The organism is Phreatobacter sp. (assembly GCF_027532945.1).
GTDB lineage: Bacteria > Pseudomonadota > Alphaproteobacteria > Rhizobiales > Phreatobacteraceae > Phreatobacter.
In genome coordinates, this window is sequence record NZ_JAPZTZ010000015.1 from 1 (window position 1) to 25,223 (window position 25,223).

A 25,223-nucleotide genomic window follows, 5' to 3' on the forward strand; every position below is an offset into this window, starting at 1 on the left:
GTCACCCCCGGCGCGGCAGCGCCTTGAGGGCCCGAAGGGGCGGTGCTCCCGGCGACGCCCCGGCGCGGCGGCTGGTAAGGCCACATGCACCGGGGAACCGCCCCTCCGCCCCATCGCCCGCACCACCGGACGATGCCTCGACAGGGCAGAAGGTGCGGGGAGGATGCGGGATGTTGGGCGGATGGGGAGAAGTTTGGCCGGCGCGGAACGGGGGAGGCGCGGAAAGGCGGGGAGGATCAGGGGTTGGGCGGAAGGGGAGGATGGGAGGGTGGTGAAGTTGTCCCCCCGTACAAAAGCCACCAGGAACTTACGCAGGCATCACTCCCTCGTTGGCCTAGTAGGATTTGACCAGATCGCTCAAGAACTCGAAAAAGAATGAAATTGCGTTCTCGGCCGCCAGCTCATGGGCTGCATCTGTCTTGTTTGCCGCAAAATCGCATATCCCCTTGATCAGTATCATTTTCGCCGCGGCCGCTTGGCAGGCGGTCACGATACCCGCACCTTCCATTTCCCCGCCGACGGCTTTGCTTTCGAATTTAAGCAAGCTGTCACGAAACACCCGATTATCTACGAGCTTCTCCCCCGACAGGACGTGGCCGGTAATTAGCTTATACCCCTTCCTCGTCAACTTCATTGCATGAGCCAACGTGATGATGTTGTCTGCAACTGGAACTTTAGGGCCTCGCTGCTCAATGAAATCATTGCGCACACCAGCCGGCTCGTAACAACTTATCCGATCCGCAAAAATAACGTCGCCGAGGGACTGCTTCTTTTCATTGATGCAAAAACATATCCCTAGAGAAACTGCATAGTGTGGTTCGCTGAAGATGAGAGCTTTTTCTGCAATCCGCTGCGAACCGTGCAGACCAGCTGATCCCATGCCAGTCTGAATGTGAATAATCTCGACATCTAACCCGCGACGATAATTGTTTCCAAATATCTGGTCACCTATATGAACGGTCCCCAGTGGCTTGAAGCCCGACGCCAATGCGATTGCGGCAAAAGTTTCGCTTTCTTTGTCGGTTGCTGTGAACACAACAATCTTAAGGGGCTTCGGCGTCATGACCTCAACCTTGCTAAAGCTATCTTGGAAGTGAGGTATCATTTTCTTCGCGCTTGAAGTTAGCTCGAGTATCCGAGCGTAGGCGTCCAAACCGGAGACTGCTCCACCCAATGGGATAGTGGACACAGGGATTTTACCGATCGCCGCCGACAAAAGTGCAACGGCCCGATCATAAGGAATCTCACGCTTATCCTGACTCTCCATTAGCGCCATCATCAGCGCTAATATGAAAGACATCTTCCCGTATACGAAATCTTCGAAATGCGGATCAAATCGTAGCGCCACAAGATCATCAGAGGACAATCTGCCGTCATAGCAGTGATCTATTCTTATCTTCTTAAGCACCGCATCGTTCACGTGTATGTCAAACAACGGAAATATCGCGTAGTTCTCGATTTTTTCATCGAAGATATAACCCGTCGGAAAAACCTGCTCAAGTTGCCCATACTTCTCGCAGAACAACCTCCATGATACGTCGCCGAAGAAAATTGACTCTGCGGGCTTGGGGAGTATTTCTTTCCCCTCAAAGACCGAATACGTCATTCCAAATTTTTCGCCGCTTGTTGCCCCTAAGATAAATTCCTTGTTTTTTCGGAGCCTGATGACATCTTCAATGTCGATCATATTGGTTTTAAGTTCGCTGTCATGGATCGCATTCGAAAATCGCTCTCTGATGTATTCCGTCGTATCTCCAATAATTACCTGGTTCGGCCTCCCTATAAGCTTAATTTTTCTTCCGAAATAAACTGGGTACTTATTTTCCACGCCGGCATATAGTTTTTCTCTGCTAGTCAAGAACGAGGCCGCATCTTCGTATGGACTAAGGAACTTAACCAGCCCCGCGTCATAGAAAATTGAAATGCATTCTTGTATTTCTTTTGAGCGAACGTATAGTTCCTGCATCTGCGCGTAAGGAATATGGACTCGTCCCGCATTCAAAAGAAGCGATATCTTCAAGAGCTTCAGATGACGCGCCGGATCGAACCTCTGACCGCGAAAGCGATATGATTCAGAATTGACGTAATGCGCGAATATCTCTCTTTGACAGAACCATTTTAGTACTGTTCTGTCCTGAATGCGCGGAGTAGATACTGAGACCATGGGTCAAATTCTGCAATAGCTGAGTAGCAGGAGTCAACAGGTCGCCACTTCAGATTGCGGTAGCCCAAGCTTGTCCCTTCAGTCTCGAACCGGCACTTCGAGTCGATTATCGCGATTAATCCGATGAACCCTCTGGAATGTTGCGGCGCATTTCCCCTAAGTGGAGACGCGATGAAACCAAGGAACTGAACGTCATTTATATATTCTCTGACATCGCTCGATAAAAAAAGTATTTCGTCATGCACAATTCGTCGAGCGGCGGTCTCGAAGCCAACATTGTACTTATTGAATAGATCGAGATCGCTTGAACGTATGTTATCAATAAAACCTATACTGTTGTGCCCATCGAATGTGTTACGTATTGGCGCTAGAGCGCCGACCTCATAGGTCAGAAAATCATTTGCGCTTCGCAGCACAACAAAACACATCAGCTCTGCTTGGGTATCATCAAACTTTGCCAGCTTAGCGTCAAGATATGACACGTCGATATATTGCAGAGATCTTAAAGGGTACGCTTTTGCGGGGAAAAAGCCCGCAGTATCGAACGCGGCCAGTCGAGCTTTTGATACTACTGCTACCTCACCACGGGGGATTTCCCTACGTCGGCGCCGGCCAATGTGAATATTTTTTTCGATGCGAGAAAGATTTCTATCCTTAAGAAACCTTCGTAGACCGAAGCGGGCCGGCGCATTTCTGTAAAACAACGACCCATCCCGCTTTTTTAGGATGTCGACCGATATTCTGGCCTGCAACGTTTTATGCGGTGTTTTACCCCGAATTTCTCTAGACAAAGCGGGGTCACGGCGCGCTTCTTCAATGATCTCCTGGGCCGTCGCCGGTCGATCAAGACGCGTCAGAATTTTCTCGGCCACATGTAAGAGACTGGGCTGCATGCGCTACTGCCACCCTAATTTACGTTGTTGTGCAACATTCAACACCACGTTGTCCACACGGTCCGGTTCCTTAGCGCTTCGGCTTGCCCCCGCCCTTCTTCCTCACCTCCGCCCCGGCCGGCACTTCCCGATCCGTCCCTGGCCCCATCGCATCCAATCCCGGCTTCGCCGCCCGTGACGGCGGCAAATTTCCCCGCGCGCCATATTTCTTCGCGCCCCTGAACCCGCCGGTGCGGTCCTCCACCGCCTCCTGCCGGGCCAGCGGGTCGTCGGAAATGGCGAGTTCGGTCTCGCGCAGGCGCTTGAGCTCGTCGCGCAGGCGCGCGGCCTCCTCGAAGCGCAGGTCGGCGGCGGCCTCGCGCATCCGCTTTTCGAGGTCGCCGATGACCGCCTGCATGTTGTGGCCGACCGCCGCGCCCTGCTTGGCGAGGCCGGCATCCACGGTGACGTGGTCCTTCTCGTAGACCGAGTCGAGGATCTGGGCGATCTGCCGCTTGATGGTCTGCGGGGTGATGCCGTGGGCCTCGTTCCAGGCCGTCTGCTTCTCGCGGCGGCGGTTGGTCTCGGCGATGGCGCGCTCCATGGAGCCGGTCATCTGGTCGGCATAGAGCAGCACGCGGCCGTCGACATTGCGGGCGGCGCGGCCGATGGTCTGGATCAGCGAGGTTTCCGAGCGCAGGAAGCCCTCCTTGTCGGCATCGAGGATGGCGACCAGCGCGCATTCCGGGATGTCGAGGCCCTCGCGCAAGAGGTTGATGCCGACGAGGCAGTCGAAGGCGCCGAGGCGCAGGTCGCGAAGGATCTCGATGCGCTCGATCGTGTCGATGTCGGAATGCATGTAGCGGACGCGCACGCCCTGCTCGTGCAGGTATTCCGTGAGGTCCTCGGCCATGCGCTTGGTGAGCACGGTGACGAGGGAGCGATAGCCGGCGGCGGAGGTGGCCTTCACCTCGCCGATGAGGTCGTCGACCTGGGTGCGGGCGGGGCGGATGATGCAGGGCGGGTCGATGAGGCCGGTGGGGCGGATGACCTGTTCGGAGAAGGTGCCGCCGGTCTGTTCCAGCTCCCAGCCGCCGGGGGTGGCCGAGACATGGACGGTCTGCGGCCGCATGGCCTCCCATTCCTCGAAGCGTAAGGGGCGGTTGTCCATGCAGGAGGGCAGGCGGAAGCCATATTCGGCAAGGGTGGCCTTACGGCGGAAGTCGCCGCGATACATGGCGCCGATCTGCGGGATGGTGACGTGGCTCTCGTCGACGAAGACGAGGGCGTTGTCGGGGACATATTCGAAGAGGGTGGGCGGCGGCTCGCCGGGGCGGCGGCCGGTGAGCCAGCGGGAATAGTTCTCGATGCCGGCGCAGGAGCCGGTGGCCTCCATCATTTCGAGGTCGAAGCGGGTGCGCTGCTCCAGCCGCTGCGCCTCCAAGAGGCGGCCGGCGCGGTTCAGCTCCTCGAGGCGCCAGTTCAGCTCCTCCTTGATGCCGGAAATGGCCTGGACGAGGGTCGGGCGCGGCGTGACGTAGTGCGAGTTCGCATAGACCTTCACGAAGCCGAGCTCGGCATTCTTCTGCCCCGTGAGCGGGTCGAATTCGTGGATGGACTCGACCTCGTCGCCGAAGAGGTTGATGCGCCAGGCGCGGTCCTCGAGGTGGGCGGGGAAGAGCTCGATCGTGTCGCCGCGGACCCGGAACGTGCCGCGGGAGAAATCCATCTGCGTGCGCTTGTACTGGAGCGCGATGAGGTCGGCGATGAGCTGGCGCTGGTCGAGCCGCTCGCCGACCTTCACGCCGAAGGTCATGGCCGTATAGGTCTCGACCGAGCCGATGCCGTAGATGCAGGAGACCGAGGCGACGATGATGACGTCGTCGCGCTCAAGCAGGGCGCGCGTCGCCGAGTGGCGCATCCGGTCGATCTGCTCGTTGATGGAGGATTCCTTCTCGATATAGGTGTCCGAGCGGGGAACGTAGGCCTCCGGCTGGTAATAGTCGTAGTAGGAGACGAAGTACTCCACCGCATTGTTGGGGAAGAAGCTCTTGAACTCGCCATAGAGCTGGGCGGCCAGCGTCTTGTTCGGCGCCAGGACGATGGCGGGGCGCTGGGTCTCGTTGATGATCTGCGCGGCGGTGAAGGTCTTGCCCGAGCCGGTGACGCCAAGCAGGACCTGGTCGCGCTCGCCGGCCTTCAGGCCGGTGACGAGCTCGGAAATGGCCTGCGGCTGGTCGCCGGCGGGCTTGAAGTCGGAGACGATCTCGAAGCGCTTGCCGCCCTCCCACTTCTCGGGCCGCGGCGGCTTGTGCGGCACCCAGACCTGGCCATTGACCTCCGGGCGGCCCTCCTGGATCAGCCGCTCCAGCGCCTTGACCGTGGCGGTGACGCCGGAGGAGCCGATCTCCGCCTCGATGTCGAGGGCCTGGGCCTGTTCGACGCCGATGCCGAGGCGGTGGGCGAGGGCCTTGTCGGCGAGGGTGGCCTCCGCCTTGAACGCCGCCTGCGGGGCTTCGGCGAAGCCAGCAGTGGGGCCGGTGCCGGAGCCGAGGCCGGCCGTGCCGCGGTTGATGGCGGGGTTGAGCAGCTCGGCCAGAGCGGGCCCCAGCGGCTGCAGCTCGGGCTTCGAGGCCTTGGAGTTCGGCGCCCTGGTTTTACCCGCGCGGGCGGGCTTCGACGCGGCGGCGGGACCAGCGGAGGGTTTGGGGCTTTTCGGCATGGCGGCAATATGGGCCCGCCGGCCGGCAGCGGAAAGGGCGAAGGCCGCCCTCCCGCCATGCTGCTGCCAGCATGTGGCAGTGGGAGGCTGCGGGTCAGGCGGCGCGGCGCACCACGGCCTCGCCGATCGGCATGTCGAACTGCAGGCCGACGGCGCCGTCCTTGGTCCAGACCACCTGCGACCCCATCTCGGCGCCGTCGAGGAAGCGCAGCGTGACGCGCTGTCCATCGGGCAGCGCGGGCACGCCCTGCACCCGCGCGCCGGTCTCGGAAATGTCGGCGAGGCGGGCAGTGATGCTGCGGCCATCGCTGAATACCAACACCGCCTGGGTGCTGCGGCGGCGCACCGCGCTGCGGCGGTCCTTCACGTCCTTGGCGATGTCGGACAGGAAGGTGTCGACGCTGCCGATGAGGCGGCGGGTGGCGCCGGACAGGAGCTCGCCGACCTCGGCCACGCGGCGCGCCTCGTCATTGGTCTCGCCGATCACCACGGTGACGTCGGTGATGGCGCGCAGCACGGCGTCGGAGCCGTCGGAGGCGCGGGCGATGGCGGCGGCGATCTCCTGGGTGGCGGCGGTCTGTTCCTCGACGGCGGCGGCGATGGAGGTCGTCAGGTCGCCGATCTCGCCGACCGTGCCGCCGATGCCGCGAATGGCCGCGACGGTGGTGCGGGTGGCGCCCTGGATGGCGCCGATCTGGGCGGCGATCTCGTCGGTGGCGCTGGAGGTCTGGCTCGCCAGCGCCTTCACCTCGGAGGCGACGATGGCGAAGCCGCGGCCCGCCTCCCCGGCCCGCGCCGCCTCGATGGTGGCGTTGAGGGCGAGGAGATTGGTCTGCTCGGCGATGGAGCGGATGATGTCGACGATGGTGCCGATCTTGGCGGCAAGCTCGGCGAGGCCCGAGACCTCCGCATCGGTCGAGCGGGAGGCCTCCGTGGCGCGGCCGATACAGGCGCTGGTGGCGTGGATCCGGCTGGAGATTTCGCTGATCGAGCTGATCAGTTCCTCGGCGGCGGCCGAGACCGCCTGGACGTCGGTGGAGGACGCGGCGGAGGCGTCGCGCCCCTCGCCGGCGCGGCCGCTCGCCTGGCCGGCGACGCGCTCCAGCGCGGCAGCGGTGTGCCGCATACCGGTGATCTCGCTGTCGACCGTCCCGATGACCTCGGCGACCGAGGCGCGGAAGGCCACGATCATCTCGTCGAGCGCCGCCTGTCGCTGCAATTCGCGCTGGCGCTCCAGCTCCGCCTCCTGCTCCAGCCGCGCGCGCGCCATGGCATTGTCGCGGAAGACCTGCACCGCCCGCACCATGGCGCCGATCTCGTTGGTGCGATCCCCGCCTTCGATCTCGCCGCTGGTGTCCCCCTCGGCGAGGCGTTGCATGTGGTCGGTCAGGGAGCGCAGCGGGCGGGTGATGGAGCGCGCCGCCAGCCATGCGGCGAGAGCGGCGAGAATGGTGACGGCGAGGACAATGCCGACCACCAGCGTCAGCCGGCGGTGCGCCTCTTCGGCGGCCGTCGCGATCACCGCGGTGAGGTCCTGGCTGAACGCATCCTCGATGCCCTTCATCGCGTCGATCCGGCCGGTGGAGACGCGGAACCATTCGAGCGGGTCCATGCCCTCGCCGCCATTGAGGGCGGCGCGCGCCGCCAGCGCCCGCAGCCGGGTGACCGCCTCGCTCTGCGGCGACTGGCCAAGCTCGGCGATCCGGCGCGCCTGGTCGGCACTGCCATAGCGGCGGGCGACGGCGAGATAGCTGTCCTGGATGGCCGCGAGTTCGGCGAAGCGCTGGAAGCGGTCGCGCGCGAAACCGGTGGGGGAGAAGGCGCCGGCGCCGGTGGCGCGTTCAAGGCCGGCCGCCTCTTTGGCGCGCAGCACGCTGGCATAGACGACGACGGCCCGCGCGGTCGGGCCGACGCGCCCATGGCGGGCGAGGGATTCCACCGGGGCCAGGAAGCCATCGATGATGGCGGTGTAGCGGGCGAGAGCCGCATCGGGCGCGATGGACCGGGCATCGACGGCCTGGCGGAGCGCCGAGAGCTCGTCGATCCGGGCCAGCGCCTCGCGAGCGGTCGCCGCCCCCTCGCCCATCTCGGCGATGGCGGTGGTGACAGCACCGCGCAGCGCGCCGAGGGCCAGATCGACCTTGGAGAGCTGTGCGGCGCGCGCCTCGACGGCCGTGCGGTTCTGCGGATTGCGCAGCACGGTGTTGGTCAGCCCGCGCTCTGTCTGGAGTTCGTGGACCACCGCGCCGAACTGGGGACCCGCAGCGGCGACGGAGGCCATCTGGCGGGCCGCGCCCGCCTCTTCCCAGCTTTCCCTGACAATGTCACTGCCGAAGCCGATGGCGGCGAGGAGCGGGACGACCACGGCAAAGGCGATGCGGCGCCCGATGGACGCATTGCGCAGGAGGTTCATGGTTGCAATCCCTCGAATCCTGCAACCATCATGCTGATGACATGGCTAATTTAGCATTAACATTCTGTTTTTTGTCGCAACAATCGCCGACCGCGGGTTCGCTGCCGCCGCCGTCGGTCTCCGCGACGGCCGGTCCCTTCAGGCCGCAGCCAGGTCCCTGATGCGCCTCATATCCTCGCAATAGGCCGCAAAGCCCTCCTCCCGCGCTTCAGGATCGGGGTGGCGCAAGAGCGAGGAGGGGTGGACGGTGAGGAAGCCTGGCCTCTCGCCGAAGCGGAAGGGCCGCCGACGACAACGAATTAGCAACAGACTCTAGGCCGATTGACGCTGGACTTCCGGATGAACAGCACGCCGAATGCCTGTTGCGATAAATTTTTTTACCCGTAGCGCATTTGCATTGTCGTCAATGTAGGCTAATGCACCAGCAAATTCCTCACGTCTTTCGGAGTTTTCTTCGGCAAGAAGCTCGAATAATTTGTGCTCCAAGATCTGAACACTATCAGATTTAGAATTTTTCCATTGTACTAATGCCCGATCAATTATCTTCAATTTCTTTGGGTCGCGGACTTTGTCAAAATTCTCCCGCAATGCACTCTGGAACAAATCCAAAAAATTCATGTCAACGAAATGGAGCGCGTAAATAACCTCTAGATTCTGACGAATGTACGCTTCTCTTTTCAATGGGTTATCCGTTTGGATTTGCGCAACCACCTCTTCAGCAACTTTCTGCGCAATGCTTGAGAGATCACCCAAATTAGATTTCAAGACCATTGACGAAAACTGTTTCCGCGCTTCTGCAATACGTTCATCGCGAATCCGACGTCGCCTGAGGTTGTTCCATTCAAAAAACAGATAGATAGGCAGTGATGCGATTCCGACCATACCCACCAGCACAATAAAGAGGCTTGTCTCACCGCTCATCAAGACCTCCTAGTGGAATTCGCCATGCAAAGCGAAGACGCCAGAGTTGAAAATACTACTCCTAAAACAACCCAAAACATGGCCGATTTATGCTCGAGCACCTTCTGAAACGAGCGTGCGGCGCCGTCCGATGGGGATGCCCTGAGTTCATTGATTTCATACTGAATCAATACATAATCAATAAAACAGCCAACGGCGCAAATTATAACTATCATTCTTAAAGCAATCAGATAAAATTTCCTTTGCTCGCCTAGTTTTCTTTTGTCTACAAGCCACTCCGGTAGAACCGAGAAAAATAATGCAACTCCAATGAACGCAAAATCTGCGATTAACACGTCTGGAACAATCAAAGAAAACCCATATCCCGTTGATCTTTTAATTAGATCTACGCTGTAAACCTTGGCCAACACTGCAAATGGCGTGCATGCTAGCAAAACATACAACACCCATCGCAATAAAACTGCCCGCCAGCCAGATCCAGACATAAAGGAACCTTAATGCTCTCACTCCGAGCAAATTTAGATCAGCTGCAACTTAGAAAATCAATAGCTTCAGACGACATCGATGTGATTTGCCTCCATTACCGTCGGCGGCTCGAAAATAAATCGAACTAACTCATTGTTATTATGGAGATAATCGCTGCATGAGGCAGATCGGGCGGCGGCAATCCTCTTGATGGGTCAAGAACCTCATGGTCTGCAGATTGGGCTTGTGCATTTGTTCTATCGCGGTCCCGGTCGCGCAGCCTTTCCTTTACGTTTCGGGGGTCTTTAGGCACTGCAAGGTCGGCAGTCCTAGATTCGTGGAGAGTCAGTGGGCCCGGACGCTGACCAGCTCGTCCAGCGAGGGACGCACATGGGAAATTATCTTGAGGTAGATGTAGCCTGCGAAACCGTCAGGCCGCAGCCAGGTCCCTGATGCGCCTCATATCCTCGCAATAGGCCGCAAAGCCCTCCTCCCGCGCTTCAGGATCGGGGTGGCGCAAGAGCGAGGACGGGTGGACGGTGAGGAAGCCCGGCCTCTCACCGAAGCGGAAGGGCCCGCGGTTGCGGCCGATGGGGATGGCCGTGCCGGTGAGGGCGAGCGCCGCGGTGGCGCCGGGCGCCACGACGAGGCCCGGCCGGACGAGGTCGAGCTCGCGCTCCAGCCACCAGCGATAATGCTTCACCTCGCCGGCGGTGGGCGAGTCATGGATGCGGCGGGTGCCGCGGCGCACGAACTTGAAGTGCTTCACCGCATTGGTGAGATAGACGGAGGCGCGGTCGATGCCGGCCTCGGCGAGCGCGCGGTCGAGCAGCTGGCCGGCAGGGCCGATAAAGGGGCGGCCCTCCAAATCCTCCTGGTCGCCGGGCTGCTCGCCGACGAAGGCGATGGCGGCGCCCACCGGTCCCTCCCCCAGCACGGCGCGGGTGGCGCCCGGCACCAGCGGCTCGGAGGCTGATATGATGCGGTTCAGCTGCTCCAGCGAGCGGGGGCCGGCGGCCTGCATGGCGGCGACCGCCCTGTCCGGATTGCGTTTCACCGGCAAGGCGGGCTCCCGCTCCATCATGTCGCCGACGCGCGCGGTGGCGGCGCGCACCAGGGCGGGGATCGCCGCCGTCTCCGGCATGTTGCGCCAGTATTTCTTCGGCATCTCCGCCCGCATGGCCGTGGTGTTCAGCCGGGCCGGGTTGAAGGTGCTCTCGTAATAGTCGCGCCAGCCCGCCTCGAAGCCGTCGCCCTCCGGCGCCTCGTCGCGCGTCGCGGGCGGGCCGTAATGGAGCGCGCCGCCGGTCCAGCGCACCCGGCCCTCGGGGGTGAGGATGGTCCAGTCCAGCGCGCCGAAGCGGTTGCGGAAGAAGGGCGCGGCGGCGGCGAGGATGTGGTTGTCCGGCTCGAACCAGGCGATGTAGCGCTCGCCCTCCGCCGTCTCGACGCGGCGGAAGCGGACGAAGGCGTGCATCTTGTGGAGGTCGCGGCGTATGGCTTTCCCCATCATCGCGAGGCGGTGGACGAGCGGGTCGCTCATCACCTCCAGCAGTGCCTTCTCCCCGAGGGTCAGCCGCCAGATAAGCCGGTAGAGCAGCGCCCAGCGCTCGGGATCGCGGTGGCAGGCGACCAGCCCGACGAGATCGGCGGCGGCGCGCGGCAGGCTGAGCGGCTCGCCCTCGGGGAGCACCGGCGCGCCGAAGAGGTCGGCCGCCTCACCTGAGGTGAAGACCACGGCCTCCGGCGGGAGGTTGGCCGCAATCAGGCTGCGCGCGGCGGCGCGGAAGCCGTCGAGATCGGCGCCCGCGCCGAGCTGGATCTGGACAAGGGACGGTGCTGCACGGCCCATTGGTGTCACCCGAACAGCTCAAGCTGCGCCGGCTTCGGCGCGATGCGGGCGCGCAGGTCCTGCCGGTCAATGAGCCGCGTCGGCCGGTGGTCGGGGGTGATGAGGAAGGGCCGGGCGCGCTTCAGGCCCGGCGTCAACCGCGCGAGGTCGTCGAGCCGCAGTGTCGTATGGCGGCGGGCGGCGATGATGCGGTCCACCACGCGGGTGCCGAGGCCCGGCACGCGCAGCAGCAGCTCGCGATCGGCTGTGTTGACGTCGACGGGGAAGCGCTCGCGGTGCTTCAGCGCCCAGGCGAGTTTCGGGTCGATGTCGAGGTCGAGCATGCCGGCATCGCCCCCCGCCGCCACCTCGTCCACCGAGAAGCCGTAGAAGCGCAGCAGCCAGTCCGCCTGGTAGAGCCGGTGCTCGCGCTGCAACGGCGGAGCCTTCAGCGGCAGCACCTTGCTCGGCTCGGGGATGGGGCTGAAGGCGGAATAATAGACGCGGCGCAGCGCATAGCGGCGATACAGCCCGTCGCTCGTGCGCAGCACGCCTTCATCCGTGGTGGCATCGGCGCCGACGATCATCTGCGTGCTCTGGCCGGCGGGCGAGAAGCGGCGCTTCTCGGCCTTGGCCTCGACGATACGCTCGTGCATCTGGCCCATGGCGGCGCGGATCGTGCCACCATTCTTCTCCGGCGCCAGGGTCTCGAGGCTCTGCTGGTTCGGCAGTTCGAGATTGATGGAGAGGCGGTCGGCCCAGAGCCCGGCCTGTTCGATCAGCCAGGGGCTCGCCTCGGGGATCGTCTTCAGATGAATGTAGCCGGCGAAGCGGTGCTCGCGCCGCAGCTTTTTCGCCACCTCGATCATCTCCTCCATCGTGTGGTCGGGCGTCTTGACGATGCCGGAGGAGAGGAACAGCCCCTCGATATAATTGCGCTTGTAGAAATTGACCGTGAGGTCGACGACCTCCTGCACGGTGAAGCGGGCGCGCCGCACATTCGAGGAGCGGCGGTTGATGCAATAGGCGCAATCGTAGAGGCAATAATTGGTCAGGAGGATCTTCAGGAGCGAGATGCAGCGGCCGTCCGGCGTATAGGCATGGCAGATGCCCGAACCGGTGGTCGAGCCGAGGCCCTTGGTGCCGGCGGCGCGTTTCGGCGCCCCCGACGAGGCGCAGGAGGCATCGTATTTCGCGGCATCGGCAAGGATCCGCAGCTTCTTCGACAGGGTCTCGTCCATCCGCATCCCCGGCTTCTTGTTCCTTGTATGTTCTCTTTTCTCCTCTGGATCAATGCCGCCCTGCCGAAAGGCCGCTACCGGCGGCCGCGACCGCGTGGCACTCGTTTGCCGCCCGCTGTTTCAGCCCCTGGATTTGCCATGACCCGTTTCATCGACCGCCGCCACGCCCTCGGTCTCATCGCCGCCGCAGCTCCCGCGCTGGCCGGCACCGCCCGCGCCCAGGCCGATTATCCCAACCGCCCGGTGACGGTGATCGTGCCGCAGGCCGCCGGCGGGGCGAATGACATTATCGGCCGCATCCTGGCGGAGAAGCTGTCGGAGGTGCTGGGACAGCGACTCGTGGTGGAGAACCGCGCCGGCGCCGGCGGCAATCTCGGCTCGCAGGCCGCCGCCCGCTCGACGCCGGACGGCTACACGCTTCTCGTCACCATCTCGGCGACGCAGGCGATCAACCCGGCCCTCTACACCCGCACCGGCTTCGATCCGGTGAAGGATTTCGCGCCGGTCTCGCTGCTCGGCACGGTGCCGAACGTGCTCCTCGTCCATCCGGGCTTCGAGGCGAAGTCGGTCGCCGACCTCATCCGCATGGCGAAGGAGAAGCCGGGCTTCTACCACTATGCCTCGGCCGGCAACGGCACGCTGAACCATCTGGTCGGCGAGATGCTGAAGTCGCGCGCCGGCATCGACCTCAAGCACATCCCCTATCGCGGCATCGCCCCGGCGCTGACCGACGTGATCGCCGGCCATGTGCCGATCACCTTCGCCAACCTGCCGGCGGCGATCAGCCAGATCCAGGCGGGCACGGTGCGGGCGCTGGGCGTGTCGACGCTGAAGCGCAACAGCTTCGTGCCGGCGGTGCCGACAATTGCCGAGACGGTGCCGGGCTTCGACGCCGAGCTGTGGATCGCGCTCTATGCGGTGGCCGGCACGCCGCAGCCCATCGTCGACAAGCTGGTGGCGGCGACGCATCGCGCTCTGGCGTCGGAGGACGTGAAGGCGAAGTTCGCCCAGCAGGGGGCGGAGGTGGTGACCTCCACCCCGGCCGAGCTCACGGCCCGCCTGGAGGCGGACCTCAAGGTCTGGGCGGAGATCGTGAAGACCTCGGGCGCGAAGATCGAGTGAGGCGGACGTCCCAGGGTCTGTCGCCCTGCACAAGCGAAGTGCGAGGAGGCCGTGACCGGGGCATGACAGAGGGGGCACCGACCCACCTCTCCCCGGCGGGGAGAGGTCGCCGAGCGTCAGCGAGGCGGGAGAGGGGGAGCCTTCGCGGAAACGACCACCCCCTCTCCCGGCCTGCGGCCGACCTCTCCCCGCCGGGGAGAGGTGGAGGGGGAGCCCGTGCCGGCGGGCGGTGTGTCCAGTGCTGGACAGCCGGGCCGGGGCCAGTTGAGCCCCCCTGCCCCCTCAATTGGTGATCCGGATCCCCGCGCGCTCGATGACCGGCTTCCAGCGGTCGCGCTCGCGGGCGACCATGGCCTTCACCTCATCCGGGCTCGAGCCGACCGCCTCGAAACCGGCGCCGCGGAGGCGCTCCAGCGCCGCCGGGTCCCGCATGGCCGCGGCCGCGGCGCGATGCAGCTCGGCGACGGTGGCGGCAGGCGTTGCCGCCGGCACCATCAGCACGAACCAGGAGGCCATGGTGAGCTCGGGCATGCCGGCCTCGCGAGCGGTGGGCACATCGGGGAGCATGGGCGAGCGCATCTCGCCGGTCTGGAGGATGGCGCGAATGCCGGCGGTGCGGATCTGCGCCGAGGCGAGCGGCACCGAGAGGAAGGCGCCGGCGGTCTGGCCGCGGGCGATGTCGCCGATGCCGTCGGCCACCGCGCGGTAGTGCACGGGCTCGGCCTTGAAGCCGGCGCTCTGGGCGAAGAGCTCGGCGGCGATATGGCCGGGGCTGGTGACGCCGAAGGTGCCGAGCAGGGTGCGGTCGGCCTTCTTCGCCGCCTCGACGAAACCGGCCATGGTGGCGGGACCGCCCTGCGCCGGCACGGCGAAGGCGAAGGTCGTGCGGGCGACTTCGCTCACATAGGTGAAGTCCTTGGCCGGATCGTAGGGCAGCGTCGCGAAGGCGAAGGGCGCGATGGCGACCGAGCCGACCTCACCGAGCAGGACGGTGGCGCCATCCGCCGCGGCGCGGGCGACGCGGGCCGAGGCGACCTGGCCGCCGGCGCCGGAGGCGTTCTCGACGACGACGGCGGCATTGCCGGCGCGCTGCATGGCCTCGGCGAGGATGCGGGCGAGCGTGTCCGGCGCGGTGCCGGCGGCGAAGCCGGAGACCAGGGTGATGGTGCGCGACCCCTGCGCCACGGCGGGCGCCGGAGCGACAGCGGCGGCGAGGCCGATGGCGAGGCCGATGGCGGTTGGGGCCGCCCCAAACAGTGCTTTCACGTGAGATCCTCCCTGCGGCTTTTCTGTCGGGGGCGGCGGCCGCTCGCCGGGATCAGCTGGGGTCAGTCCACCTCGTAGACGTCGAGGAGTACGCGGTCGGGCAGGCGCGTGCCGATGCAGACGAAGATGGAGCGCATCAGCCAGAGATGGTCGGGCGAGGCGGTCTCGAAGCGCGGCACGGTGCGGAAATAGATCTGCGAGGCATCGACGCTCTCGCCGCGGCGCAGGCGGGCGATGAGGTCGGGCGGGCCACGGCGGATGCCGGTGTTCTCGACATAGATGCGCGCGCCCTCCGGCGTCTCGATGACATAGCGGGCGTGGATGTCGGCGAGGCCCGCGTCGCGGATCGACTGGTAGTCGGTGCCGCCGGGCAGCACCGTGCCGGTGAGGCGCGGGCCGGTGACCTCGCCGCCGAGGATGGGGATGAGCCGGCGCTCGCCGAGCGGCGTGACGCCGACCTCGACGGCGGGCGCCACCGCGGCGGCGATGGAGAAGACGGGAACGAGGCGCGGGGCGGGCATCGGCGTTTCCGGGGATGGGTCGGGCTTCTGGCGGCCCGGACTTATCGGATCGGAAAGGTCGCCTTCCCCAAAGGTTATTGTCAATAACCATCGGGCGGCGGATGGCGCGCCGCACCGCCGCACCTTTCCAAACTGTCATGTGAACGGCCGTGCCCGGCATGGTAGAAGGCGCGCTACAGGAGTGACCATCCGCATGCGCCGCTGGGCCGTTCTCGTCCTCGTCATCGTCGCCCTCGGAGGCGCCGGCTGGTGGTTCACCGGCCCGGGCAGCCTTGCCGTGGCGGAGCAGCCGGCCTGGCGCACCGCCAAGGCCGACCGCGGCGACGTGATCGCGGCGGTCAATGCCACCGGCACGATCAACCCCATCTCCACGGTCGTGGTCGGCTCGCAGGTCTCCGGCCAGGTGCTGGAGATCCTCGCCGACTACAATTCGCAGGTGGAGCCGGGCCAGGTGCTGGCGCGGCTCGACCCGACCCAGGTCAAGGCCAAGCTCGACGGCGCCCGCGCCGACCTCCTGAACGTGCGCGCCGCGCGGCAGGTGCAGCTCGCCCAGATCGAGCAGGCCCGCGCCGACATCACCCGCGCCGAGGCGACCCGCATCGACACGGTGGCCAAGCTCGCCCAGGTCGAGGCGCAGCTCGCCGAGGCCGAGCGCAACTATGTCCGCCAGCGCGAGCTCGGCGCCCGCGGCGCGGTCGCGCAGGCCGTCATCGACACGGCCCGCGCCACGGCGGAGACGCAGCGCGCGGCGCGCGATTCCGCCAGGGCGCAGATCGACTCCTCCGAGGCCTCGAAACTGTCGCTTCAGGCGGCGCTGAAGGTGGCCGAGGCGCAGATCGGCTCGGTGGATGCGCAGATCAGCCAGCGCGAGGCGGTGGTGCGGCAGATCGAGGTCGACCTCTCCAACACCGAGATCCGCTCGCCGGTGAAGGGCACCGTGGTGCAGCGGCAGGTGGAGCTTGGCCAGACGGTGGCCGCCTCGCTGCAGGCGCCGACCCTGTTCCTGGTGGCGCAGGACCTGCGCTCCATGGAGATCTACGCCAATGTCGACGAGGCCGATGTCGGCCGCGTGCGCTCGGGCCAGACCGTGACCTTCTCGGTCAATGCCTATCCGGGCCGCGAATTCACCGGCGAGGTGAAGCTTGTCCGCCTCGGCTCGCAGACGGTGCAGAATGTCGTCATCTACACGGCGATCATCTCCTTCTCGAACCCGCGCATGGAGCTCCTGCCGGGCATGACCGCGACGCTGCGCGTCATCACCGACCGGCGCGAGAATGTGCTGCGCGTGCCGAACGCCGCCTTGCGCTGGCGGCCCGCCGGCGCCGCCCCGGCCGAGGCGCGTCCCCAGCCGCAGGCCGCGGCCAATCCCTTCGGCCCGCCGACGATGGGTGGCCCGCCCATGGGCGGCGGACGCGGCGGTGCGGGCGGCGGCGGTGGCGGTAGCGGCGGCGCTCAGGGTGGCCGGCAGATCGGCGAATTCGTCGAGACGCTGAAGACCGAGCTGACGCTGGACGCCTCCCAGCGCGAGCGGATCGATGCCGTGGTTGCCGAGACGCGGCCGCTGTTCCGCACGCTGGGCGACCCCTCCATGGACCGCAACCAGCGCGTCGAGCGCTTCCGCGAGATCCGCGCCGAGATGGCGCGCAAGATCGAGGCGGTGCTGAACGCCGACCAGCGCAAGGCCTTCGCCGAGATCCGCGCCCGCTACGAGGGCAATCGCGGCGCCGATGGCGGCTTGCCCGGCCGCGTCTTCACGGTGGGCGCCGATGGCAAGCCGCAGGCTGTGTCGGTGCGCGTCGGCGTCTCCGACGGCGCCATGACCGAGGTCATGTCCGGCGACCTCGAGGCGGGCCGCGAGCTCATCATCGGCACCGGCCAGGGCCCCGGCGGCAGCGCCCCGACGCCGCGCGGCTTCCGGATGTTCTGATGCCGCTCATCGACACGAGCGACCTTGCCCGCCACTACACGCTCGGCGACCAGGTGGTGACGGCGCTGGCCGGCGTCTCCGTCAAGGTCGAGGAGGGCGAGTTCGTCGCGGTGATGGGGCCCTCGGGCTCGGGCAAGTCGACCTTCATGAACATGGTGGGATGCCTCGACCGGCCCACCGCCGGGCGCTACGTGCTCGACGGCGAGGAGGTCTCGGCCATGTCGGCCGACCAGCTCGCCGACGTGCGCAACCGCAAGATCGGCTTCGTCTTCCAGCAGTTCAACCTGCTCGACCGCCAGGACGCGCTGGCCAATGTGGCGCTGCCCATGGTCTATGCCGGCGTCGCCCGCCGCGACCGCAAGAGGCGCGCCGAGGAGGCCCTCGCCCGCGTCGGCCTCGCCGAACGCGTGCATCACCTGCCGACCCAGCTTTCGGGCGGCCAGCAGCAGCGCGTCGCCATCGCCCGGGCGCTGGTCAACCACCCGCGCGTGCTGCTCGCCGACGAGCCGACGGGGGCCCTCGACAGCCGCACCTCGCTGGAGATCATGGCGCTGTTCCAGGAGCTGAACCGGCAGGGCATGACGGTGCTCATCGTCACCCACGAGCCGGATGTGGCGGGCTTCGCCGGCCGGGTGGTGCGGTTCCGGGATGGCAAGGTGCTGTCCGACACGCGGCAGGAGCCGCTGGATGCGGGCAAGGCGCTGGGGGCGCTGGTCGACGAGGTGGCGTGAGGCGGGGGGGTGGTGGAGCCATCTCTCGGGGGCGTCTGATTTGCCGACGAGACTATGGCCGATTCTCGCACGCTCCGATTTTGTCCCAAATCTGGCGGGGCCAATAGTCGGCCCCATGGATCGTGGTTGGGGCTTTGATTGACACCTCCACGCGGTTCTCTCCCGCCTGGCGAACCGTCATGTCCCAGGTCCGCAGGTCAGTCGTGGTGATGAACCCTGCGGTAATCTGGTGATAGATGCGGATCGTCTGGATCCCGCGCAACTCGGTCATCTTCACGGCAGTGCCCTCCTCAAGCCGGAGGAAGGCGCAAGCGGCGAAGACGTCATATCGGCCAGCGACCTGTCTAACGGAGACCGGCTGGTCCGGCGGGACCATACTGCCGTCAGAGGCCATCTGGACACAGCCCGCCAGGGCGAGGCCTGCCAGCAACGGTAAAGGTGCGCGCATAAGCGGTACTCCCTTGGGAATACTATGAATACGCGCAGCGAGTCGCACGTCAATCAATCGCTTCCCAGGTCTGTTAAGGAAGCGCGTCGGCAGTTTTCTCGCGGAGGAGAGGTCAAGGGCAGCCTCTCTGGATGCGCTCCCGAGCCACCACCCGCCATGCCCGGCCCTGTGCCGGGCATCCACGACTTCTCTTGCCGTCGCGGTGTTCAAGTCGTGGATGGCCGTGACAAGCCCGGCCATGACGGAAAAGGGCGGCGCTTTAGCCGTGGCCTCCGGCCGATCCGAGACCAATGACTGACCGAGGCCCGCCATCGGCGACCGGCGCTACTGAACCTGAAGCGTGATGTTGATCGTCGCGCAGCCTTGGCCGTCGGGGCGAACGCCGCATGCCCTGACGACGAACGAGTCAGTGCTGGTCCTTTGCGGACGCGCTTCTGGTGAAACTGTTGAAGCCGTTATTGGCAGAAGCCGCTATTCGGCGCGCTGCTTGCCCAGCGGCAAGTCCGACCATTGATGATTAGCGTGTTGGTGTTCACGTAGCGCGCGCTCAAAAAGTCCGGAGGGCATGTTCCGCCGACCGAGACCGTCTGCCCGCGCCATCTCAGTGATCCACCGTCCACCAACCGCACGATCTTGCAGCCAGGTATGCCTCGAGCATCATCGATTCCACGAAATGCTGGTCCGGCATTCTGATGCTGAGCCGACACACCGCTGATCGTGCCGTCGAGCAATATGGCGAACAACGCAAATGCGGAACCCAGGATCATCTTTCGTGACATAGAACGCCCCTTTTTGTCGGAGCAACATGATGCACGAACACTCCAGACCGGCAACCGCGTGTGAGATAAAAATTCTTGGCGTCTGCATTCGCGGGCGAGCTTTCTAGCGATTGACCTAAATCGACAGGGAGTGTTGCGACGACACCAGCCCACTCGCGAGTTTCATCACCCTCGCCGGCCCAGTGGCGATGGTCCAAGGTACAAAGGTTTTTTCCAGCACGCGGCAGGAGCCGCTGGATGCGAGCAAGGCGCTGGCGGAGTTGGTCGACGAGGTGGCGTGAGGGGGCTTGAGATGTGCCTTCAGAGAATTCTTGCCGCCCGAATGATGCCATGCGCGCAGTCGAGGTTCGGCAATCATGAACGTTGAAGTATACGAAATTCTGTTGCGGGCGATGCGGATGGATCGAACCGAAATTTTCGGTTCACATGATAGTCAATTGCCCGCTAGCGAGCCCAATCATGCGAAAATTCCCCAGATTGGCTTCGTAGGGCGAGACTTTCTGCCAGGGGGTGACGTTCTACTCGGCATCAATCCCGGCGGCGGCGGCGACGCCTATGTCAGAACGCCTGAGGATTTGCGTCTGCTTCCCATCATCTCAACTTTGCGCAGCGAGACCGCGTCTCCCGACCTAATGGAGACTGCTTTCGATCAGTACGCGAAGAACATGCAGACGTGGAACTTGTGGCGAATTGCTAAGCCGGTTCTCGATGCTTGTGGGCGCAACCAATCCGAGGTGGCCTATTTGAACTGGTGTCCATTCCGGACGCGCAATGACGCGATGCCGCATGCTCCGTCGATGCGGCGCTGCCGTGAGGCATACCTTGCCCCCCTCCTAAACAAACTGGCACCCGGCCGAGTCATCGCGCTTGGAAAGAAGGTCGGGACCCACTTACAGAAGGAGCCACTCGGAGGTGCAAGACGGTTCGTCGTCCCACGAACGATAGGTGACAGCTACCTTTCTGCGGACGCGATAGAGGTTCTGGAAGCCATCCGGAACTCCGGCCTTAGTGCGCGCTAGGGAGGATCTCTGGACAGGCGGCAGCGCGCGTCCGTGTGTTTTCGCGAACGAAACTCTTCGACCAGGAAGGTCGTAAAGGCGTCGGCGCGATCAGGAAGGTGATCCTGAGAGTCAGGTTGCGAGGCAACTCCACCGCCAAGACGTAGAGCGCCCCCTCACCCTTCCTTCACCACCCTGCCCTTACACATAAAGAAATCTTTATGTCTTTATTGCCTCCCACGGGCACCCATGCTACAGCCCCGCCCGACAAGCCGGTCATTCCGCCGGCCCGGTGCACTTTCCGAGGACCCCATGGCTGTCGAACACGGCAAGGACTACATCGTCAAAGACATCTCGCTCGCTCCCTTCGGCCGCAAGGAGATCGAGCTCGCCGAGACCGAAATGCCGGGCCTCATGTCGATCCGCGCCGAGTATGGCCCGTCGCAGCCGCTGAAGGGCGCGCGCATCGCCGGCTCGCTGCACATGACCATCCAGACCGCCGTGCTCATCGAGACGCTGAAGGCGCTCGGCGCCGACATCCGCTGGGTGTCCTGCAACATCTTCTCGACCCAGGACCATGCCGCCGCCGCCATCGCCGCCGCCGGCATCCCGGTCTTCGCCTATAAGGGCGAGAGCCTCGAGGAGTACTGGGACTACACCGCCAAGCTGTTCGACTGGCATGGCGGCGGCGTGCCGAACATGATCCTCGACGATGGCGGCGACGCCACCATGCTCGTCCACTATGGCCTGAAGGCCGAGCAGGGCGACGTGGCCTTCCTCGACAAGCCGGGCTCGGATGAAGAGGTCATCTTCTTCGCCCTCATCAAGCGCATGCTGGGCGAGAAGCCGAAGGGCTGGTTCGCCGAGGTCGCCAAGGCGATCCGCGGCGTCTCCGAGGAGACCACCACGGGCGTGCATCGCCTCTACAAGCTGGCCGAGGAGGGCAAGCTCCTCTTCCCGGCGATCAACGTCAACGACTCGGTGACCAAGTCGAAGTTCGACAACCTCTATGGCTGCCGCGAGTCGCTGGTCGACGCGCTGCGCCGCGGCACCGACGTGATGATGGCCGGCAAGGTCGCCTTCGTCGCCGGCTTCGGTGACGTGGGCAAGGGCTCGGCCGCCTCGCTGCGCCAGGCCGGCTGCCGCGTCGTCGTCTCCGAAGTCGATCCGATCTGCGCCCTGCAGGCGGCGATGGAGGGCTACGAGGTCGCCACGATCGAGGACGTGCTGCCGCGCGCCGACATCTATGTCACCGCCACCGGCAACAAGGACATCATCACCGTCGACCACATGCGGGCGATGAAGGACCGGGCGATCGTCTGCAACATCGGCCACTTCGACAACGAGATCCAGGTCTCGGGTCTGAAGAACTTCAAGTGGACCAACATCAAGCCGCAGGTCGACGAGATCGAGTTCCCGGCCGGCAACCGCATCATCCTCCTGTCGGAGGGTCGCCTGGTGAACCTCGGCAACGCCATGGGCCATCCGAGCTTCGTGATGTCGTCGTCGTTCTCGAACCAGACGCTCGCCCAGATCGAGCTCTGGCAGAACCGCGACAACGGCAAGTATGCCAAGAAGGTCTACACCCTGCCGAAGTTCCTCGACGAGAAGGTCGCCGCCCTCCACCTTGAGAAGCTCGGCGTGAAGCTCACCAAGATGAGCAAGGAGCAGGCGGACTATATCGGCGTGCCGGAGAAGGGCCCCTTCAAGCCCGACCATTACCGCTATTGATCAAAGCCTCAGGCTTTGCGAGAGGAAGGCCCGGCCCTGTGCCGGGCCTTTTCCTTTTGGGCGCCTTGCATCGCCCAAGTGCGTCCTTCGAGGCTCGCTGCGCTCGCACCTCAGGATGAGGACGGTTGTGCATGGCATCGCGGTTGATCGAAGCGCGACCGTACCGCTTCGTCCGCCCAGCATGCCATCCGCCACCGTCCTCATCCTGAGGTGCGAGAGAGCGCAGCGAACGAGCCTCGAAGGACGCAATTCCCTGATGCAGCGCTCCCTCACTCATCGATACCGCGTGTCATGCCCCTGACCCTCTCCACCCTCTCCGCCGGCATCGTCGCGCCGCTGGTCGGCTTCGCCGGCATGGTGGCGCTGGTCATCGCCGCGGCGCAGGCGGTGGGGGCAACGCCAGCGCAGACCATCTCCTGGCTCGCCGCCATCTGCCTCGCCAAGGCGATCGGCGGCATGGCGCTGACCTGGCACTATCGCATCCCCGTGGTCATGGCCTGGTCGACGCCGGGCGCGGCGCTCATCGCCACCTCCTCCGGCATCGCCTTTCCCGCCGCCGAGGGCGCCTTCGTGGTGGCGGCGGTGCTCATCATCCTGACCGGGCTGATCAAGCCGCTGGGCAACCTCGTCGCGCGCATCCCCGCCGGCATTGCCGCCGCCATGCTGGCCGGCGTGCTGTTCCGCTTCGTCGCCGATGTGGCGCTGGCCGCGCCGCAGGTGCCGCTGCTCGTCCTGCCGCTGGTGGCCATCTTCCTCGTCGCCCGGCTCGTCCATGCGGCGAGCGCCATGCTGGTGGTGGTGGCGGCGGGTGTGGCGCTGACCTATGCGCTCGGCCTTGCCGGTCCGCTGCCCGAGGGCGCGGCCCTGTCGCGGCTGGTCTGGACGACGCCGGATTTCGTGCCCTCGGCGATCCTCGGCCTCGGCGTGCCGCTCTATCTCGTGACGATGGCGGCGCAGAACCTGCCCGGCCTCGCCGTGCTGCGCGCCAATGGCTATGCGCCCGCCGCCGGCCCGATCATCACCACGACCGGCCTCGTCTCGCTGCTCTCCGCGCCCTTCGGCGCCCATTCCTCCAACCTTGCCGCCATCACCGCGGCCATCGCCGCCGGGCCGGATTCCCATCCCGATCCGGCGAAGCGCTGGCCGGCGGGCATCGTCTATGGCCTCGCCTTCATCGGATTTGCCGCCTTTGCCGGCTTCTTCGTCGCGCTCTTCGCTGCCATGCCGAAGGCGCTGGTGACGACGGTGGCGGGCCTGGCGCTCACCGGCGCGCTGATGGGCTCGCTCGCCGGCGCCATGGCGGAGGAGCGCACGCGCTTTGCGAGCCTCCTCGCCTTCGCCACCGCGGCCTCCGGCGTCACCATCGCCGGGGTGGGCGCCGCCTTCTGGGGCCTCGCCATCGGCCTCGCGGCGCTGGGCGTCGAGCAGGCCTATGCGCGGGTCCGGCGGGGTCAATAGCCGGTGAACATCGCCCCGCTCGCCTTGAATGGCGGCGGGCCGACGCCTACCTTGACCCCAATAGGCCGATTCCTCGCGCAGGACAGGAGACAACCATGGGCGCCGTTGCCGCCACCACCGATGCATCCTTCGACACCGACGTGATCAAGGCCGACAAGCCGGTCGTCGTCGACTTCTGGGCCCCCTGGTGCGGCCCCTGCCGCATGATCGCGCCCGCCCTCGACGCCATCTCCGCCGAGATGGGCGACAAGGTGAAGATCGTGAAGGTCAATGTCGACGAGAACCCGAAGATCGCCTCGAACTACGGCATCATGTCGATCCCGACGCTGATGATCTTCAAGGACGGCCAGTTGGTGGACCGCAAGACCGGCGCCGCCCCGCAGGCCGCGCTGAAGCAGTGGATCTCCGGCCACGCCTGACCGGCGCTGCCGCGTTTTCTGAAAAAGCCGCCGTGTCCCGGCGGCTTTTTTCGTCGGGGATCACCCGCATCGCCGCGCCGGATGGCGCATGTCACGATCCGGCATGGATGGCGACGGCGAGATCTTCGAGCCTCCGGTCAGGACCAGGTTGCGCCAGCGCCTCGGGACAGGGGCGGCGCGCGGCCTCGACTGGCTGCTGCCGCCGCTCTGCCTTGCCTGCCGCCACCCCGTTGGCAGCCATCACGCGCTCTGCCCCACCTGCTGGCGCGGGGTCGCCTTCATCACCGCGCCGGTCTGCGAGCGCCTCGGCACGCCGCTCGCCTTCGACCTCGGCCCCGGCGCGCTGTCGCCGCAGGCCATTGCGACCCCGCCGGCCTTCGACCGGGCGCGCGCCGCCTTCCGCTTCGACGCGACGGGCCGGACGCTCATCCACGCGCTGAAATATGGCGACCGGCTGGATGTCGCCCGGGCCCTCGCCGCCTGGATGGCACGGGCGGGGCGGGACCTCCTTAAAGACGCCGACGCACTAGTGCCGGTGCCGCTGCACTGGACGCGGCTGCTCGCGCGCCGCTTCAACCAGGCGGCGGAGCTGACGCGGCACCTCTCTGAGCTGACCGGCATCGCCAACGAGCCGCTGCTGATGCGGCGGGTGAAGCGCACCCGCCATCAGGTGGGCCTGACGCGGGCGCAGCGGCTCGACAATGTCACCGGCGCCTTCCGCGTGGCGGAGGACCGCAAGGGCTGGATCCGCGGCAAGAGGCTGGTGCTGGTGGACGACGTGCTGACGACGGGGGCGACGCTCGAGGCCTGCTGCCGGGTGCTGCGGCGGGCGGGGGCGGCGCGGATCGACGTGGTCACCGCGGCAAGGGTTGTGGAGGGGCCTTTCGCGGTCCATATCTGACGGTCAGGTGACACCACTCCCACGGACTTCGCGATGCCCGAGATCGTCGTCTACACCAAGGACTTCTGCCCCTATTGCCACGCGGCGAAGGCGCTGCTGCACAAAAAGGGCGCGGCCTTCACCGAGATCGATATCCAGAAGCATCCGGACCGGCGTCCGGAGATGATCGCCAAGGCCGGCGGGCGCACCACCGTGCCGCAGATCTTCATCGCCGGGCAGCATGTCGGCGGCTGCGACGACATCCATGCCCTCGATGAGGCCGGCAAGCTCGATCCGCTGCTCGCTTCATGACG

At 65.2% G+C, this 25,223-nt stretch carries 19 protein-coding genes; 9 read left to right on the forward strand and 10 right to left on the reverse strand.

What is annotated here, in order from left to right:
- Window positions 1-334: 334 nt before the first annotated feature.
- The 7 genes from O9344_RS11815 to O9344_RS11845 all read right to left on the reverse strand — a co-directional run bounded on the left by O9344_RS11815 (window position 335) and on the right by O9344_RS11845 (window position 12,629).
- On the reverse strand, window positions 335-2,164 hold the full coding sequence (locus O9344_RS11815) for a hypothetical protein (RefSeq protein ID WP_298477080.1): 1,830 nt from the start codon (window positions 2,162-2,164) through the stop codon (window positions 335-337).
- Entirely contained in the window at window positions 2,119-3,057 is a 939-nt protein-coding gene (locus O9344_RS11820; protein ID WP_298477083.1) for a winged helix-turn-helix domain-containing protein, read from the reverse strand. The genes O9344_RS11815 and O9344_RS11820 overlap by 46 nt, the downstream gene beginning before the upstream one ends.
- A gap of 70 nt (window positions 3,058-3,127) precedes the next feature.
- Window positions 3,128-5,758 (reverse strand): excinuclease ABC subunit UvrB, encoded by a 2,631-nt coding sequence (uvrB, locus tag O9344_RS11825; RefSeq protein WP_298477086.1) that lies wholly within the window; start codon window positions 5,756-5,758, stop codon window positions 3,128-3,130.
- Between the two features lie 94 nt (window positions 5,759-5,852).
- Window positions 5,853-8,171 carry a nitrate- and nitrite sensing domain-containing protein gene (locus O9344_RS11830; RefSeq protein WP_298477091.1) on the reverse strand — a complete coding sequence of 773 codons (2,319 nt, stop codon included), beginning with the start codon at window positions 8,169-8,171 and terminating at the stop codon, window positions 5,853-5,855.
- A 312-nt stretch (window positions 8,172-8,483) separates the two neighbouring features.
- A complete protein-coding gene (locus O9344_RS11835) occupies window positions 8,484-9,092 on the reverse strand; it encodes a hypothetical protein (RefSeq protein ID WP_298477094.1) in 609 nt (202 codons plus the stop codon).
- 895 nt (window positions 9,093-9,987) lie between these two features.
- The gene (locus O9344_RS11840) at window positions 9,988-11,409 is read right to left on the reverse strand and encodes a UdgX family uracil-DNA binding protein (RefSeq protein ID WP_298477097.1); all 1,422 of its coding nucleotides are present in this window, start codon (window positions 11,407-11,409) and stop codon (window positions 9,988-9,990) included.
- A gap of 5 nt (window positions 11,410-11,414) precedes the next feature.
- Complete coding sequence (locus tag O9344_RS11845) at window positions 11,415-12,629, reverse strand: putative DNA modification/repair radical SAM protein (protein WP_298477100.1); 1,215 nt, start codon at window positions 12,627-12,629, stop codon at window positions 11,415-11,417.
- Between the two features lie 138 nt (window positions 12,630-12,767).
- On the opposite strand from O9344_RS11845, the gene O9344_RS11850 reads away from it, so the two are divergent.
- Window positions 12,768-13,751, forward strand: coding sequence for a tripartite tricarboxylate transporter substrate binding protein (locus O9344_RS11850; protein ID WP_298477103.1), 984 nt, complete (start codon window positions 12,768-12,770; stop codon window positions 13,749-13,751).
- 282 nt (window positions 13,752-14,033) lie between these two features.
- Here O9344_RS11850 and O9344_RS11855 read toward each other — a convergent pair whose 3' ends face one another.
- Both O9344_RS11855 and O9344_RS11860 read right to left on the reverse strand, forming a co-directional pair.
- Window positions 14,034-15,017, reverse strand: a complete 984-nt coding sequence (locus tag O9344_RS11855; RefSeq protein ID WP_298477106.1) for a tripartite tricarboxylate transporter substrate binding protein — start codon at window positions 15,015-15,017, stop codon at window positions 14,034-14,036.
- Between the two features lie 62 nt (window positions 15,018-15,079).
- Entirely contained in the window at window positions 15,080-15,538 is a 459-nt protein-coding gene (locus O9344_RS11860; protein WP_298477109.1) for a DUF3237 domain-containing protein, read from the reverse strand.
- Window positions 15,539-15,731: 193 nt separating this feature from the next.
- Here O9344_RS11860 and O9344_RS11865 point away from each other — a divergent pair, with 193 nt between their 5' ends.
- Window positions 15,732-17,465, forward strand: a complete 1,734-nt coding sequence (locus tag O9344_RS11865) for an efflux RND transporter periplasmic adaptor subunit (protein ID WP_298477112.1) — start codon at window positions 15,732-15,734, stop codon at window positions 17,463-17,465.
- Window positions 17,465-18,196, forward strand: a complete 732-nt coding sequence (locus O9344_RS11870; protein WP_298477115.1) for an ABC transporter ATP-binding protein — start codon at window positions 17,465-17,467, stop codon at window positions 18,194-18,196. The genes O9344_RS11865 and O9344_RS11870 overlap by 1 nt, the downstream gene beginning before the upstream one ends.
- Before the next feature lie 52 nt (window positions 18,197-18,248).
- Here the strand turns inward: O9344_RS11870 and O9344_RS11875 are convergent, their stop codons facing one another.
- A complete protein-coding gene (locus O9344_RS11875) occupies window positions 18,249-18,473 on the reverse strand; it encodes a hypothetical protein (protein WP_298477118.1) in 225 nt (74 codons plus the stop codon).
- A 1,306-nt stretch (window positions 18,474-19,779) separates the two neighbouring features.
- Here O9344_RS11875 and O9344_RS11880 point away from each other — a divergent pair.
- From O9344_RS11880 to grxC, 6 genes are all read left to right on the forward strand, one after another.
- Entirely contained in the window at window positions 19,780-20,442 is a 663-nt protein-coding gene (locus tag O9344_RS11880; protein ID WP_298477121.1) for a hypothetical protein, read from the forward strand.
- A 291-nt stretch (window positions 20,443-20,733) separates the two neighbouring features.
- On the forward strand, window positions 20,734-22,152 hold the full coding sequence (gene ahcY / locus O9344_RS11885) for an adenosylhomocysteinase (protein ID WP_298477124.1): 1,419 nt from the start codon (window positions 20,734-20,736) through the stop codon (window positions 22,150-22,152).
- A 291-nt stretch (window positions 22,153-22,443) separates the two neighbouring features.
- Window positions 22,444-23,610 carry a benzoate/H(+) symporter BenE family transporter gene (locus O9344_RS11890; protein ID WP_298477127.1) on the forward strand — a complete coding sequence of 389 codons (1,167 nt, stop codon included), beginning with the start codon at window positions 22,444-22,446 and terminating at the stop codon, window positions 23,608-23,610.
- 95 nt (window positions 23,611-23,705) lie between these two features.
- Window positions 23,706-24,029 (forward strand): thioredoxin, encoded by a 324-nt coding sequence (trxA, locus tag O9344_RS11895; RefSeq protein ID WP_298477130.1) that lies wholly within the window; start codon window positions 23,706-23,708, stop codon window positions 24,027-24,029.
- 88 nt (window positions 24,030-24,117) lie between these two features.
- Window positions 24,118-24,930: a ComF family protein gene (locus O9344_RS11900; protein WP_298477132.1), complete on the forward strand. Its 813-nt coding sequence runs from the start codon at window positions 24,118-24,120 to the stop codon at window positions 24,928-24,930.
- 33 nt (window positions 24,931-24,963) lie between these two features.
- Window positions 24,964-25,221: a glutaredoxin 3 gene (gene grxC, locus O9344_RS11905; protein WP_298477135.1), complete on the forward strand. Its 258-nt coding sequence runs from the start codon at window positions 24,964-24,966 to the stop codon at window positions 25,219-25,221.
- Window positions 25,222-25,223: the final 2 nt, after the last annotated feature.